Annotated in this window: 16 protein-coding genes; 12 read left to right on the forward strand and 4 right to left on the reverse strand. The window is 60.3% G+C overall.

Translation table 11 applies throughout. The features are described 5' to 3' along the window. The 10 genes from leuD (at position 1) to PQQ96_RS09805 (ending at position 10,204) form a co-directional block, all read left to right on the forward strand. The gene (gene leuD, locus PQQ96_RS09760) at positions 1-642 is read left to right on the forward strand and encodes a 3-isopropylmalate dehydratase small subunit (RefSeq protein WP_408291174.1); all 642 of its coding nucleotides are present in this window, start codon (positions 1-3) and stop codon (positions 640-642) included. Between the two features lie 166 nt (positions 643-808). Continuing rightward, a complete protein-coding gene (locus tag PQQ96_RS09765; RefSeq protein ID WP_408291175.1) occupies positions 809-2,230 on the forward strand; it encodes an MmgE/PrpD family protein in 1,422 nt (473 codons plus the stop codon). A gap of 124 nt (positions 2,231-2,354) precedes the next feature. After that, positions 2,355-2,924 (forward strand): YbhB/YbcL family Raf kinase inhibitor-like protein, encoded by a 570-nt coding sequence (locus PQQ96_RS09770; RefSeq protein WP_408291177.1) that lies wholly within the window; start codon positions 2,355-2,357, stop codon positions 2,922-2,924. A gap of 402 nt (positions 2,925-3,326) precedes the next feature. Next, entirely contained in the window at positions 3,327-4,427 is a 1,101-nt protein-coding gene (locus PQQ96_RS09775; protein WP_408291178.1) for a porin, read from the forward strand. A 153-nt stretch (positions 4,428-4,580) separates the two neighbouring features. After that, a complete protein-coding gene (locus tag PQQ96_RS09780; RefSeq protein ID WP_408291180.1) occupies positions 4,581-6,002 on the forward strand; it encodes an MFS transporter in 1,422 nt (473 codons plus the stop codon). Between the two features lie 27 nt (positions 6,003-6,029). Then, entirely contained in the window at positions 6,030-6,761 is a 732-nt protein-coding gene (locus PQQ96_RS09785; protein ID WP_408291181.1) for a GntR family transcriptional regulator, read from the forward strand. Positions 6,762-6,900: 139 nt separating this feature from the next. After that, the gene (locus PQQ96_RS09790) at positions 6,901-8,265 is read left to right on the forward strand and encodes an acyclic terpene utilization AtuA family protein (RefSeq protein ID WP_408291182.1); all 1,365 of its coding nucleotides are present in this window, start codon (positions 6,901-6,903) and stop codon (positions 8,263-8,265) included. Between the two features lies 1 nt (position 8,266). Then, the gene (locus PQQ96_RS09795; protein ID WP_408291184.1) at positions 8,267-8,578 is read left to right on the forward strand and encodes a DUF4387 domain-containing protein; all 312 of its coding nucleotides are present in this window, start codon (positions 8,267-8,269) and stop codon (positions 8,576-8,578) included. Between the two features lie 49 nt (positions 8,579-8,627). After that, positions 8,628-9,749 carry an alpha/beta hydrolase gene (locus PQQ96_RS09800; protein WP_408291185.1) on the forward strand — a complete coding sequence of 374 codons (1,122 nt, stop codon included), beginning with the start codon at positions 8,628-8,630 and terminating at the stop codon, positions 9,747-9,749. 86 nt (positions 9,750-9,835) lie between these two features. Further along, on the forward strand, positions 9,836-10,204 hold the full coding sequence (locus tag PQQ96_RS09805; RefSeq protein WP_408291186.1) for a BON domain-containing protein: 369 nt from the start codon (positions 9,836-9,838) through the stop codon (positions 10,202-10,204). A 32-nt stretch (positions 10,205-10,236) separates the two neighbouring features. On the opposite strand, the gene PQQ96_RS09810 is transcribed toward PQQ96_RS09805, so the two are convergent. The 3 genes from PQQ96_RS09810 to PQQ96_RS09820 all read right to left on the reverse strand — a co-directional run bounded on the left by PQQ96_RS09810 (position 10,237) and on the right by PQQ96_RS09820 (position 12,078). Further along, the gene (locus tag PQQ96_RS09810) at positions 10,237-10,815 is read right to left on the reverse strand and encodes a YceI family protein (RefSeq protein WP_408291188.1); all 579 of its coding nucleotides are present in this window, start codon (positions 10,813-10,815) and stop codon (positions 10,237-10,239) included. 48 nt (positions 10,816-10,863) lie between these two features. Next, entirely contained in the window at positions 10,864-11,427 is a 564-nt protein-coding gene (locus tag PQQ96_RS09815) for a YceI family protein (protein WP_408291190.1), read from the reverse strand. Positions 11,428-11,523: 96 nt separating this feature from the next. Then, complete coding sequence (locus tag PQQ96_RS09820) at positions 11,524-12,078, reverse strand: cytochrome b (RefSeq protein ID WP_408291192.1); 555 nt, start codon at positions 12,076-12,078, stop codon at positions 11,524-11,526. Between the two features lie 268 nt (positions 12,079-12,346). On the opposite strand from PQQ96_RS09820, the gene PQQ96_RS09825 reads away from it, so the two are divergent. Further along, a complete protein-coding gene (locus PQQ96_RS09825) occupies positions 12,347-13,597 on the forward strand; it encodes an arsenic transporter (protein WP_408291244.1) in 1,251 nt (416 codons plus the stop codon). 424 nt (positions 13,598-14,021) lie between these two features. Here the strand turns inward: PQQ96_RS09825 and PQQ96_RS09830 are convergent, their stop codons facing one another. Beyond that, positions 14,022-14,354: a hypothetical protein gene (locus PQQ96_RS09830; RefSeq protein ID WP_408291194.1), complete on the reverse strand. Its 333-nt coding sequence runs from the start codon at positions 14,352-14,354 to the stop codon at positions 14,022-14,024. 423 nt (positions 14,355-14,777) lie between these two features. Between PQQ96_RS09830 and PQQ96_RS09835 the strand changes: the two genes are divergently transcribed. Continuing rightward, positions 14,778-15,071 (forward strand): EF-hand domain-containing protein, encoded by a 294-nt coding sequence (locus tag PQQ96_RS09835; RefSeq protein ID WP_408291196.1) that lies wholly within the window; start codon positions 14,778-14,780, stop codon positions 15,069-15,071. Positions 15,072-15,131: the final 60 nt, after the last annotated feature.

Genomic DNA, 15,131 nt, shown 5'->3' on the forward strand with positions numbered 1-15,131 from the left:
ATGGAAAAAGTATCGAAGATAGCGGGGGCCGCGGCCCCTCTCATGCTCGCCAATGTCGACACGGACCTGATCATCCGGATAGAGCGGCTCACCAGCGTGCCCAGAGACCAACTGGGACCTTATGCGTTCGAGGCACTGCGGTATCGGGACGATGGAAGTGATGAGCCGGCGTTCGTGCTCAATCAGCCCGCCTTCAGAAATGCTCCGATTCTTCTTGCCGGCGCTAACTTTGGCTGCGGATCGTCGCGCGAGGGCGCCGTCTCGGCGCTATGGGCAAGCAGCATTCGTTGCGTGATTGCAGAGAGCTTCGGCGATATCTTCCGGAACAATTGTTTTCAGAACGGACTGCTGCCCGTGCAGCTATCGGCTGCCGAACTGGACGTGCTGAGTCGCGATGCGGCCGGCGGAGAATACGTGGCGGTGGATCTAGAGCAGCAAACGGTTAGTGCGCCGCGGGGACAGACCTTCCGGTTCGAAATCGAGCCATTGCGTCGCAACGCGCTTTTGCAGGGGCTCGACGAGATCGGTCAGACGATGCTGCGCGAGTCCGATATTGCGGGGTGGCAACAGCGTGATCGTGAGAGCCGTCCATGGATGTGGGCGCCGACACCGGGGCTCGCGAGGACCGGCGGCATTGCTTGAGAGGGTGGCTGAAATGCTTGCGGCATCCATGGCGAATTTGCCTGGTGGCCCGGAGCCGTTGACGTGTCGCGCCTATGACAACCTGCCGCGCTCCTTGCGGCGACCATGAATATAACGACCTATGAAAACACGTGTTCTAGACGCCGAGACAGCTGATCTTGCGTCAATGGCTCCAACCGATCCCGACGGTCCGACCGGTCAGCTGGCGCAATGGCTGGCCGCCGTCGAACTTAAAGACATTCCGGGCGATGTGATCGAGCGCGCACGCTACCTGATGCTGGACGGTATCGGATGTGCGCTCGTCGGTGCGCAACTGCCGTGGTCGCGCACGGCGGTTGGGATCGTCGCCGACTTCGACGGTGGCCAGGATTGCACGGTCATCGGCTGGGGCCGGCGCACCACTGCATCCGCCGCGGCGTTGTTGAACGGCACCTTTATCCAGGGTTTTGAACTCGACGACTTCCATCCGTTCGCGCCGCTTCACAGCGCATCGATCGTGCTGCCGTCACTGTTCGCCTGCGCGGAAAAGCAGGTGTCGCGACCGGTGAGCGGCGAGGAATTTCTTCTTGCCATGCTGTGCGGTCTGGAAGTCGGCCCGCGCGTCGGCCTGGCATTGCACGGCGCTCAGATGCTGTCCCGTGGCTGGCATTCCGGGTCGGTGTTCGGCACGCACGCGTCGGCCGCTGCCGCAGGCAAGCTGATGGGGCTCGGCGCTGCAGCATTCGAGGATGCGCTAGGTCTTGCGGGCACGCAGTCCGCAGGCTTGATGGCCGCACAATTCGAAGCGATGTCCAAGCGCATGCATCATGGCTTTGCTTCGCGCAACGGGCTGTATGCCGCAGTCCTGGCGGCTGGCGGATATACCGGCATCAAGCGCGTGTTCGAACGGGATTACGGCGGCTTCCTGTCGACCTTTGGCGAAGGTCATGCGCCGGACGCGTCTCAGATCAGCAGCGAGTTGGGAACGCGTTGGGAAACACTGCGCATCATCATCAAACGTCATGCGGCAATGGGCGGCCTGCTTGCGGCGATTGATGGCATCCAGGCGCTCAAGCGCGAGGCCGACTTCACCGGTGACGACATCGAGCGTATTGAAATCGATCTGGGCCATGCCGTGTTCCATCACGGCGGCTGGGTTGCCGAGCGGCCGCTCACCTCGATCGGCGCGCAGATGAACATGGCATATGCCGTCGCGGTGACGGTGCTTGACGGTGTCGCGCTGACGAAGCAGTTTGTTGCGCCAAGGCTCGACGCCGATGACGTGTGGGATCTGGTCGGGAAGATCACGGTCCGGCACGACGCAACCTTCGACACCTTGGGGCCGGCCGCGCGCGGGGCGACTCGCCTCGTGGTTCATTTTCGCAATAGGCCGCGTCAGGAACTCCTACTGAGGCACCCGGAGGGCAAGGCGCTGCCAGAGGTGTCGAACGAAGAGATTGTTCAAAAGTTCCGGCAACTGACTGACGGTGTGATCGCGGTGTCGCGCCGTGACAAGATCGAGCGCGCCGTCGTGGGTCTCGACGAGATGGCTGATGTCCGAGAGCTGATCGGCCTATTGGCTGAGCCAGTCAAGTCACCGCTTGAATGAACTGCGCACGTTTTGAACCGGGCCGAAGCGGCGGTCCGCTCGCCTTGCGTTACCCGTCCCACTACACCATGCACATGCTATTTTTAAGTCTTGCGTCCAAGTCCTCCTTCGCGAGGCACACCCGATGATCGACCGACTGCTGGGGCGCCTCTTGCGCGGCCGCCATGCGGGCGAGGAGCACTTGCTCAATCGCGATCTGTGTCTCCCTGCCAGCTCAGCCACAATCGAACTGACAAGCACGGCGTTCAGGCCAGGTGCGGTAATTCCCTTGCGCTATGCAGGAGAGGGCGTCGGCGACAACGTCTCGCCGCCTCTCGCCTGGCGCAACGTGCCGGATCGCGCCGTCGAACTGGTGCTGAACATCGAAGATCCCGATGCACCGTTGCGCCGCCCGTTTGTTCATCTCGTTGCGGCGTGCATCCCGCCGTCGGCATCGGGCGTGGCGGAAGGCTCGCTCAACGCCAGTTCGTTTTCGATGGAGCGGGAATTGGGGCTGACAACCTTCCGGAAGCCAGGCTATGGGGGCCCACGCGCCTTGCCGGGGCACGGACCGCACACGTACGTGTTCCAGGTATTTGCGTTAGCCAGAAAGTCAGGCCTCCAGTCGGGAATGACGCGCGACGATGTGCTGCGTGCGCTTCAGGATAACGTGCTGGTGTACGGGGAGCTTCGAGGGGTGTTCGAACAAAAGTGAGCTGGAAGGGAACAGCTCGCCGACGCCGCTGACCAGCGGCGATCGCAAGCGACAGAGGCATTGCCGTTCTAATCAATTAAATATCCTAAATATTTAAGTGTGGATGTTTTCGATCGCCCACTGCTGACGGGGCGGTGGGCTGGTCGTACGCAGGGGTCTTCACCAGGATATCAGTCATACCTTATATGTTATGTCATTATAATAACAATTAAGGCTGGCCACCTTTTTGTCAGACTAATTGTTGTCTGACATTCCAGGCGAATACCCTAATTGATCGGTTGTTTTTTTAATAAATATCATTGTTTTGTCCGACAATCATGTAGAAAATGGTTTGGCCACAGTCGGGCGGACGGCACTGTCCGGCCATCAAGCGGCATCGAACTGTATAAAAATGGAGACGATGTGAAAATTATTTACGTTGCCGGAGTGCTTGCAGCAGTAGGAACGGGAAGCGCGATGGCGCAGTCGAGCGTGACCTTGTATGGACTCACCGACGTCAGCGTGCAGTATCTGACTCACGTCAATCGCACTGGGGACTCGACCGTGCAAATGGGTGTCGGCGGTTTGTCGGAAAGCCGCTTTGGCGTCAACGGAACCGAGGACCTGGGTGGTGGCAACGCGGCGATCTTCCGATTGGAGAACCGTTTCGATCTCAACAATGGCCAGTCCGATCCAGGTCTGCCCTTCTGGAACACGGCATTCGTCGGTCTGAAGTCAGCCACCTTGGGCACGCTGACCATGGGGCGCCAGAGCAACGTACTGGCCAGCATAGTCGACCGGACCTATGCATCGAATCCGTGGGTGCCATTCAATTACAGCTTCCAGCCGGAAATCACCATGCTCGGCGGCCTGTGGTCCAGCAACATGGCGAAATACACGATCAAGCTCGCCGACGTGGTCGGCCAGGCTTCGTACGCGTTCGGCAACACACCGGGACACATGTCCTACGGGTCGCAACTGGCCGTTGGCGTCGCGTGGTTGCCGGCCGCGCCGGTCACGGCAGCCGCGGGCTATATGGATTCGCGCGATTCGACCAACGGTTCGCATTCGAAGTCGTGGACGGCGGGTGCGTCCTACACCTGGCAGAGCATGCAGTTCCACGCCGGCTACTTCGAGAACCGGCTCGACCCGGGTTTCCAGTCCTATCTGAACGGACCGTTTACCGCACCGGTACTCGCCGCATTGAAGTTCACCGACTTCAGTTCGCGCCGCATGTTCAGCCTCGGCGCGGTGCATTCGTTCAGCTCGGCGATGCGGCTTTCCTTCAATTACTGGCGCACGCTGCAGACCGGTAAGAGCGAGGGGCTTGACGGCACGGCCTCGCAGTTCGAGTTGCTGGCGGACTACAACCTGTCGAAGCGGACTGATGTGTATCTCGAAGGCAACTACGGGCTGTATCGCGGCGATCTGATCGGCGCGCAGATCCAGGGTGTCAACGGCTTGGGCACCGCGCAGAAAGGCACCCAGCTAGGCGTGATGGCCGGCATGCGCCATCAATTCTGAAATGCTCATTCTGTCGGACAAAGATAAAATTATTCGAGAATAACAGCGATCTTCATCTAGAAATATGAAATCATTGTCATACAATGTGTCCCGTGGACCGGCGCGAGTCGCAGGCTTCCCGTCAACTGCTCGAGAAGCGCATGGAGGTTCACATTGAAGGCGTCTCGCAACACCGCGGCCACGCGGATGATCGAAGCGCGGCTTGATCGCCTGCCGATGACGCGGCACCTCTGGTATCTGGTTGGGCTGCTGGCGGCGGGGGCGTTCTTTGAAACCTACGATCTGGCGTTGACCGCGCTGGCCGCGCCGGGCCTTGTGCGCGAGGGCGTCTTCGCGGCGCGCGGCGGTCTGCTCGGTCTGCCCGATCAGGCAGCGTTCGGCGCGGCGACCTTCCTCGGGCTGTTCTCCGGCGCATTACTGTTCGGCCGGTTTGCCGACCGGGCTGGCCGCAAACGCACCTTTAACGTCGCACTGCTTTTGTACACTGGCGCGACGCTACTGATGGCGTTGCAGTATAGCGCCATACAGGTGAATGTCTGGCGCTTTGTCGCCGGCATCGGACTGGGCGTCGAAATGGTGACGATCGACGCCTATATCGCGGAGATTGTCCCGGTGCGCTATCGCGGGCGAGCGTTTGCTTTCTCGACATTCGTGCAGTTGCTGGCGGTGCCAATCGCGGGTGTGCTCAGTCTCATGCTGATCCCGCGAAGTCCGTTTGGCGTGGAGGGGTGGCGCTGGCTCTGCATCATCGGGAGCGTGGGCGCGATACTGGTGTGGCTTACGCGCACACGCTTGCCCGAATCGCCTCGCTGGCTCGCGCAACATGGTTCGGTGACCGAGGCGGATCGTATCGTCACCACGCTCGAACAGCGATGTTTCGGCGCAGCGGCCGCTGCGAAGCTGCCGCACCTGAGCGCGATGGCAGGCGAGGCGACCGAAGGCGCGCAGGAGAGTGTGGCCGCAGGCGTTATGTTCAGAGCGCCCTGGCTGGGTATCATCACGATGCTGTCGCTCGCGAATATATTCAGCGCGATCGGATTCTATGGTTTTGGAAATTGGGTCCCTGCACTGCTTTCCGCACAGGGGCACCCGATAGTGAAGAGCCTCGAGTACTCGCTTTATATCGGGCTGAGCTATCCCGTCTGCCCGGTGTTGTTTTTGCTGTTCGCGGACCGGCTCGAGCGCAAATGGCAGATCGTTATCGCGGCACTGGGAGCGGGCATATGTGGCTTGTGCTTCGCCCACCAGGATGCACCGGCGATGCTGATTCTGTTCGGCGTCGGCGTGACGATGTTCAACGTGCTGAGCGCCTATGCGACTCACGCGTACCAGTCGGAGCTTTTTCCGTCGGCGATGCGCGCGCAAGCGATTGGTTTCGTGTATTCCTGGGGACGGCTCGCCGCGGTGTTCGCTAGTTTGATTATGGGTTTTCTTTTGCAGCGAGCCGGCATTGGCGCGGTGTTTGTCTTTCTGGCCGCGAGTCAGATCATCGTCGCCGTCGTGGTCGCGGTCATGGGGCCGCGCACACTCAAGGGCCGTGAAGCCGGCAAGACGCTTGCCGGAGCGTATCGCTAGCGACGATTCAACGAATAGGATTGGGTAATGACAGAACGGACCGAACGAACCGCAGACGCACCTGTAACGGTAGGTGATCAACTTCTCAACCGCATGGCGCAGGACATTTTCTCTGGCGTGCTGCCGCCCGGCACCAAGATCGTTGAAGTCGACCTGGCGGCGCGCTACGAAGTGAGCCGGGCGACACTGCGGGAAACCATTGCCCGGCTGGAGGAGCGGCGTCTCGTGCTGCGCACGCCGCATGCTGGGGTGCGCGTCGCCCAGCTTTCGCGCAAGGAAGTGCTGGAGATGTTCGTGGTGCGCGAGGCGTTGGAAGGCATGGCATGCCGGCTCGCCGCCCTCAATGCAACCGAGGCCCAGATCGAAGCGTTGCGCCAGCACGCCGAATTCGAAGAGGCAGGCATGCGGGCTTACTCGGAACTTGACGACAAAACCCACTCGGTTGAACTGGCGAACGAGGTGAACCCCGCATACGGGCAGAAAGATTTTCACGTGATGATCGCGAATTTTTCCGGCATCGCTTTGCTGGAAACGCTGATCCAGAGCGATATCAACCGCTTGACGCGTCTGTATCGTTTCAAGGATCTTGAGGGTCGCGGGCGCCGCGCGCTGATCGAACACAACCGTATTGTCGAAGCGATTGCGGAGCGCGACGCGGACATGGCCGAGCTTGCCGGCCGCCGGCATATCGCCGGCCTGCGCAAAGAATTCGAGCGTCTTACGGAAACGAATAGCGACTGGTTGAAACTATGCGCTTGATGCTGCGCTGAAAGCGTGTCCGGCCAGCTGGCGTGCCGGGCATAGCTTCTCTACAGGCGACTAGACGGTAATGTGCAGTATGTTGAATGGTTCGGTGTAACCGGTAATTAATTAGTTATACAAATCAAAATTGAAAATCATGGAAATCAGAGTGCTGGCGGGAAACGGCTGTCTTGGAACAGGGTTCAAACCCGAGTCACTGGAGCGCGGCGTGGCGATGAAGCCGCACGTGATCGCCTGCGACGCAGGATCGACGGATTCAGGGCCGTCCGCGCTGGGTGCGGGCCGGCCAAAGCTATCGCGTGAAGCGTGCAAGCGCGATCTCAGGCTGTTGCTGCTCGCCCGGCATCGTTTGCAGGTGCCGTTGATCGTCGGGTCGTGCGGCACGAGTGGTCGCGATGTCGGTGTCGACTGGGTCGCGGAGATGGCGCGCGAAATCGCGACCGAAGAGAACATCAGCTTCCGGCTCGCGGTGATCAAGTCGGACCAGCAGCCCGAGTACCTGAAGCGCCAACTTGCCAACGGGCGTATCCGGCCGCTGGAACCTGCGCCGCCGATCGACGCAAGTACATTCGACTCGCCGGTGGTCGGCATGATGGGGACGGAGCCGATCGTGGCCGCGATCGAAGAGGGCGCGCAGGTCATCCTGGCCGGGCGCGCGAGCGACTCGGCGTTATACGCTGCCGTGCCCGTCGCGCTCGGTGCCGACCCGGGCCTCGCGTGGCATGCGGCCAAGACTCTGGAATGCGGCGCGGCATGCGCGGTCGTGCCTGCCGCCGACAGCATGTTCGCCACGATCCGTGACGATCACTTCGATATCGAACCGCTGGATCGGGAGGCGCGTTGTACACCGCTGGGCATTGCCGCACACACGCTCTACGAGAATGCCAACCCGTTTCTGTTGACCGAACCCGGCGGCGTGATCGATACGGAAGGCGCGACCTACGAAGCACTCGACGAGCGCCGCGTGCGCGTGCGGGGCTCGCGATTCCATCCTTCGGCCGAATACACGATCAAGCTTGAAGGCGCGGCGATTGCCGGGTATCAGACGGTCATCGTGGGTGGTGTACGCGATCAGCATGTCATCAAGGCGCTGCCCGGTCTGGTGCAGCGCGCGCAAGGCTATTTCCGCGAGCGGGTGGCCGATCTGTTCGGCGATACGCTCAAGCCTGACGACTACGATATTGAATACCGGCTGTACGGCATCGACGGTGTGATGGGCGAACTGGAGCCGTTGCGTAACACCGCGGCACCGCATGAGATCGGCGTGCTGATTACCGTCACAGCGCCCACCCAGGAGCAGGCCAACAAGATCGCGAGCTTTGTGGCCCACGTCAGCTCACACCTGCCTGTGCCCGGCTACGAAGGCATTATCAGCACCATCGCCTATCCCTATTCACCGCCGGAGATTCCACGCGGCGCAGTCTACCGGTTCACGCTGAACCATATCAATGTGCCCGATACGCCGCTGGATATGTTCCGCACTACGTTCATCGAGGTTTGATATGACCACGCTCTTCGATATGTGCAGTCTGATTCGCTCGAAAAACGCCGGGCCATTCATGCTGACCTTCGACCTGATGTTTTCCAGCAAAGCCTTTTATGAGCGGGCCAAACGCGCGCGTGCGCTAACTGCGCAGCACATGGTCGAGTTCTACGGCGTGAATGAAGCGGACGTGACACTCGTCTATCACGACGCGGCGCTTGCCATCAAGGCTTCAATCCCGCGCCCGGTTATCCAGTGTGCGAAAGGCGACGGCGATTGTTACGGTGGCCAGCAATACGTGCCGCTGCTGACGATCGAAGTCGCCGAATGATTCTCCAACGCTGCGCAGGTGTCGCCCGAACAGGGCAGGAGGCAGGACATTGAACAATGAAAACACGGTCGGGCCGTTGAGAATCGCGAGTCAGGGCTATTTCTTTGTCGGCGGACGCTATGTCGAATCGGGCGGCGGCCAGGTGCGTATGGGGCAGATGCACGTCGAGTATCAGATCCCCGAGGACCAGCGGCATGCGTGGCCCATTGTTCTGATGGCTGGCAATACGCAAAGTGGCCTGAACTATACCGGCACGCCGGATGGGCGCGAAGGCTGGGCGCAGTTTTTCCTGCGTCACGGCTATGCGGTCTATGTGGTCGACCAGCCGTCTCGCGCGCGTTCGGCACACAACACCCGTGAGGAGGAGATGCGGGTCGTGCCGAGCAGAATGATCGAGCGTTATTTCACCGCGCCGAAGCTTACCGCTCTGTGGCCCGAGGCTGCTCTGCATACGCAGTGGCCCGGGACGGGTGTGGCCGGTGATCCGGTCTTCGATCAGTACATGGATCAGGTCTATCCGTCACTCGCTCAGACGCCACTTCAGGAGCAACTTTCCCGCGACGCTGGCGCCGCGCTGCTCGACCGGATCGGACCGGCGATCCTGCTGACACACTCGCAAGCGGGCGCGCACGGATGGTTGATTGCCGACGCGCGCCCCGGACAGGTCAAGGCAATTATCGCGATTGAGCCGTCCGGCCCGCCAGTGTACGAGCTTTCGCTGGCGAGCGCGGCAATGGCGCGAGATTCAACTCGGGCAGACAGCCGCGAGGGCTGGAATGACGACGGTGCCATGACCAAGCCATTCGGTCTTGCCGCGTCGGCGTTGACTTACGATCCGCCGGTACTCGACGGTCAGACGTTGACGTTCGCCAAACAGGGCACGCCGGCAACGGCAAAATCGGTCGGCGGTTGGTTGCAGGCAGAGCCCGCGCGAAAGCTCGCTCATCTACGCGACGTTCCTGTACTTGTTGTGACCGGCGAGGCTTCCTATCACGCCAGCTACGATGAGCGCACCGTCGACTATCTTGAGCAGGCAGGCGTGAAGACAACGCATATCAAGCTCGCCGAGCACGGTATCCACGGTAACGGACACATGATGATGCTGGAACTCAACAATCGCGACATTGCCGCTGTAGCCGAGAAGTGGCTTCAGGACACGCTAGTTCGGTAAATGTAGGTGGCGGCATACGTCGACGCCATTCTCGCAGCCGGAAAAGAGCTTCATGCTCGGTCGTTTCAACGGGGAAAGGAGACTTTGTGAAAGTAATCAGGATATTTCAGGGACTAGGCATTGTGCTGAGTCTGGCGCTTGCGTCGGGTGCGTACGCTGAGTCTGAATCCAGTGCGCCCACTGCGACTGTAGCTTCTGCTGCGTCGGCCAAAGCGAACCAGAAGAGCATCAGAAAAGCCGATCGTAAGCTCGGCTCTGACGTGCGGCGCGCACTGAGCAAGACGAAGGACATCACGGTGGCGAATATTTTCGTGCGCGCGCGTGGTGGTGCAGTCACGCTAACAGGTTCGGTGCCGGACAACGCGCAGATCGGCAGAGCGGAGGAGGTGGCCAAAAGCGTGCCGGGCGTGACATCCGTCACGAACAAGCTGTCGCTGCAGGCGCAAAATTATTAGTAGTTCCTGATTAAGCGCCTGCCTGCTAGCTATTACTGCTTGATGCCTTCAGCCTGAATATGCAGCGTGGTCAGCATCTTGAAGCCATAGGTCTTGCCGAAGTCGACGCCGAAGTCGTCGCGATTGAACGTCGCGGTCGATTCTGTGCCGCACACTTCGCGCTTGAGCATCGGGTTCATGATGCACTTGAACGATTCGATCTTCAGGTTGACCGGCTTGGTCACGCCATGCATGGTCAGCGTGCCGATCACTTCCACCGGCTTGTCGCCGTCGAAGCGGATCTGCGTGCCCTTGTAGGTTGCGGTCGGGTACTTGGCGACGTCGAAGAACTTGTCCGTGACCAGTTCCGCATTGAGCTTGTCGTTACCGATATCCACCGAGCTCATATCGATCGTCACGTCCACCGTGCCGGTCTTCGCCGCGCGATCCAGCACCACGGTGCCGCTGCTCTTCGTGAACTTGCCGCGCCAGATCGACAGTCCGCCGAAGTGGTCGGTTTCGAAGCTCGGCGAGGTGTGCATCGGGTCGAGTTGATACGTATCAGCGGCCATTGCGTTAAATGACATGGCTGCGGTCAGCACGCCTGCGGCGAGCAAAAGTTGTTTCTTCAAGTGATTCTCCAGGTTTCAGAAAGTGCTGCGACGCTTCGGTGTTGCCTGTTATTTCTTCGAAGCGACGATGTGAAATTTGATGACGACTTCGTCGGCGACCACTGACGTGTCTTTCCATTCGCCCGTGCCGACATCGAACTGTGACCGTTTGATCGGCAAGGCGCCGTCGAAAGTTTGCGTGTTGCCTTGGCTCGCGATGGTGACCGGCACCACGACGGTTTGCGATTTGCCTTTGATGGTGAGCTTGCCGGTGATCCTGTACTGGTTGCCACCGGCCGGGGCGATCGCGCTCGAGACGAACGTTGCGGCCGGGTAGGTGGCGCTATCGAACCATTCCTTACCTTGGGCCTGCTTGTTGTAGTCGTCCGCGCCGAGGTCGTAGCTGCTGGTGTCGATGGACACGTTGGCGCTGCCGGCGGTCGGCTTGGCCGGATCGAAATTCAGTTGCGCCGAGAACTTCCTGAATTTGCCGTCCACCGGCACGTTCATCTGCTTCGTCGTGGCAATGACGGTGCTTTTGGTCGTGTCGACATCGGCGTGCGCAAGACCTGCGCCGAAGAAAGAGAAAGCGGCGACGCTGGCCAGAACGGAGTGATAAAAGTTTGATTTCATAGTGGTACGCATCCTATCGAACCCACGCGCGCTCATTGCACACCGCTGGGAATTAGATTGCCAACAGGCTGTAGCCAATCGCCTGTCACCTGTGTGTCATTTGAGGAACGGAATCATCCGCGCGAGTAATCCGTCGCGGTCGACGAATTGATGCTTGAGCGCCGCGAGTACATGCATGGAAACGAGCGCCAGCAACGTGTAATTGAGCAGTACGTGGACCGTGCGCAGGCTTGCCTTGAGCGCCTGGTCCGGGCCGATGAGCGTGGGCAGCGGCACGATGCCGAGATACACCACCTGAATGCCCGAGGCCGAACTGTAGAAGTAACCGGATAGCGGAATCGCCAGCATCAGAACGTAGAGCACGCCATGCACGAGATGGGCTGCAGCCTTCTGCCACGTCGGTGTAGCGCTATCGAGCGCCGGTGCGCGGTGGGTGGCGCGCCACAGCACGCGTGCCACGGCCAGCACGAAGACGGTCACGCCGATCCATTTGTGCCACGAGAAGTACTTCAGCTTGGTGGGCGTGAAGCCATGGATATCGGTCATGATCCAGCCGATATAGAACCCGCAGATGATCAGCAATGCGATTAGCCAGTGCAAGGCGATGGCAGGGCCGCTGTAGTGCTTAACGTCTGAAGGGTGGGGTTTCATTGACTCATGCTCACGGGTCGAGGTACTTGCTGCGTGCGGTGTTTCGCGTGTGAATGCGGATAGTAGGGATGCCAATGAAAACTGAATAGCCGGGTAGAAAAGAACAGATTGTTCTAGCCGTGACGCTAATGGGGATCGGATGAGACGGTGCGGAGGTCTGAATGGTGTGGCCCGTAACTTGCGGCCAACTCCTGCGGCATCCTGGTCATGGGTTATGCTGCGGTCCAATACCGTGTTCGTGCACCATCAGAATCCAGAGACTTACATGTTGAATTCCGTTTTCCTTTCCTGGGGTATCGCCATTGCCGCCACGGCTGGCGTCATCACCCGGCCGTTCAAATGGCCCGAGGCCGTGTGGGCCGTCGCAGGCGCGTTATTGCTTGTGTCGCTGGGCCTGCTTCCCGTCGATCTGGCAATTCAGGCAGTCGGCAAGGGCACGGACGTCTACCTGTTTCTGTTCGGCATGATGGTGCTATCGGAAGTCGGGCGCCGCGAAGGTCTCTTCGACTGGGTCGCCGTGTTCGCGGTGAATCATGCCAAAGGCTCGCCGAGAAAGCTCTTTCTGCTGGTCTATCTGGTCGGGGTGGTCATCACGGCCTTCCTCTCCAATGACGCCACTGCAGTTGTTCTCACGCCTGCCGTATTTGCCGCCGCTAAAAAAGCGAAAACGCATCCGCTGCCCTTGCTCTTCGTCTGCGCGTTCATCGCGAACGCCGCGAGCTTCGTGCTGCCGATCTCGAATCCGGCCAACATCGTGTTGTACGGCAATCACACGCCCGCGCTGGGCGCCTGGCTGATGCGCTTTACGTTGCCCTCGCTGTTGTCGATCGTCGCGACCTATGTGCTGTTGCGCTGGACCCAGCGCGAAGCGCTCGCCGGGACTTGCGAGGCCGATCTCGAGCCGCTCGAACTGTCGTCGAGCGGGCGCGTTGCGCTCGCGGGTATCGCGGTGACGGCGGTCGTGCTGCTGACGGTTTCCGCCTTCGATGTCCCGCTCGGCCTGCCCACCGCGATACTCGGCGCGCTGACCGCCGCGGTCGTGCTGATCCAGGAGCGCAAATCGCCGCTGCCGATGATCAGGGAGATATCGTGGAGCGTGCTGCCGCTGGTCGCCGCCTTGTTCGTGCTGGTCGAGATGCTCGGTCACACCGGCGTCATCACGACATTCGTCAATCTGCTGCAAGAGGCGACGCAACACAGCGAGGTGGCGACGGCCGGCTGGGCGGGCAGCGCGATCGCAATTGGCAGCAATCTGATGAATAATTTGCCGGCGGGTCTGATCGCCAGTTCGACCGTGACGCAGGCGCATAGTCCCGAGCGCGTGATCGATGCGTTCCTGATCGGCGTCGATCTGGGGCCCAACCTGTCGATCACAGGCTCGCTCGCAACGATCCTCTGGCTCAACGCCATTCGCCGCGAAGGCGAGGACGTGAGCTTCATGAAGTTTTTGAAAGTGGGGGTGGTGGTGATGCTGCCGGCCCTTGCGCTGGCGCTCGCCGCGCGGATCCTGATTGGCTGAGCGCAACCCGTGGCGGCTCCTCAGCCGCCAGCGTATGCGCGGACTGTTCGAGTAAGCGCAACGCTGCGTCGAGCCGTGTGAGGCGCGCGCGCTGTATCGGCATCAGCAACATTTTGGGAAGCATGGTCAGTCTATTTCGCCAATACGACAACGGAATGCGATCGCTGGTGGAAATTTTTCCGAACACGAGTTCGAAATGGGCAATCTCTTTGTCTATTTCCTGATGGCTCATCTAACGTTCCTGAAGGAGAGGTGGATGGGCGATACAAGGGTGCAAGCGGGATGCCGGCAGGCGGACAGATAGGTCTAATCAATGGGCACGTCTGACGGTACCGTGGAATCCAGCAAGTGGCGTGCCGCGCTCCGCGATGTTGAGTTGACATCGAGTTAGCCGCCCGTAGTCTGATCAATCGCTTTGGCGCTCTTAACGCGGTACCACCATAACAGGTTGCGCATAGGTGACGGCAGGGGCGGGCACGATTGCGTAATTGGTCGGTGCAGGCACCACGACCGTCGTGTACAGGGGAATGGGTTTCGCAGGCAGCGGAACGGGCGTGCCGGCCGCTACGGGAACCGGAGCCGGCGGGGGCGCCACGACATAGACCGGCTTGACCGGCACGTAGTAATAGACCGGGCGTGGCGGCGGTGCGTAGACCACGGCAGTGGGCATGTAGACGACCACCCGGGCGAACGCTGGCGACGAACAGGCGAGACCGATGGCGGTGAAGGTCGAGGCGCAGACGAGACGAATACTCACTTGATACTCCTGAGACGTTGAACGGCGCGGTGCGTCTTCCGGTGAAGAAGCAGTGCGGCTGGTTCGGATTGCTTGACAGTCTTTCCGAACCGTCGAGGCGCTTGGGTGATGGGGGTGCTGGGGGTGCTTGTAGCGCCGGCAGACGAAAGATACGCAAGCCGCCTTCGAAACGGGAGCGCGAACTTATTTCATTCAATGTCGCGTGAAAGTAGGCTATGACGTAAGAGTGCGTTTGTATGGAGCGTATGCTGTGTTATGACGGCAGCGCGTACCTGCGATGCCGACATCGCGAAGAACCATGACATATACCGACATGATTCTGACATTGCCTTCCGGCGGCACTTGCCCAAGAATTCGTCCTGTCATCGAACGGATCGCGGCACATTGCAGGCGACGCACGATGACTCAATCGAAGGATCAGTCATGAAAAAGTTTTTCGCCGTTGTGCTGCTGTGCTGCGCATCCACCGTCACGTTCGCCCAAACCGCCGCGCCGCAGGGCGGCAATCCCCAGCGCATGGAACGTATGGCGCAGCAGTTGCAAACGCGCTTCGCTAGCGCCAACACCACGCACGACGGCAAGCTCACCAAAGCGCAAGCCGCCGCGGGCATGCCGATGGTCGCGAAGCATTTCGATGAAATCGACACGCAGAAAGCGGGCTACATCACGATGCCGCAGATCGCGGCATTTATGCAGGAACGCGGGGCAGCGCACTGAGCCGCGTGGGTTCCGGCGGGATCGTAGGACGTTTGATGCAAACTTGCCACGCCCCGACGC

Origin of the sequence: Paraburkholderia sediminicola, assembly GCF_046027825.1 — a bacterium.
GTDB classification, from domain to species: Bacteria; Pseudomonadota; Gammaproteobacteria; order Burkholderiales; family Burkholderiaceae; genus Paraburkholderia; species Paraburkholderia sediminicola_D.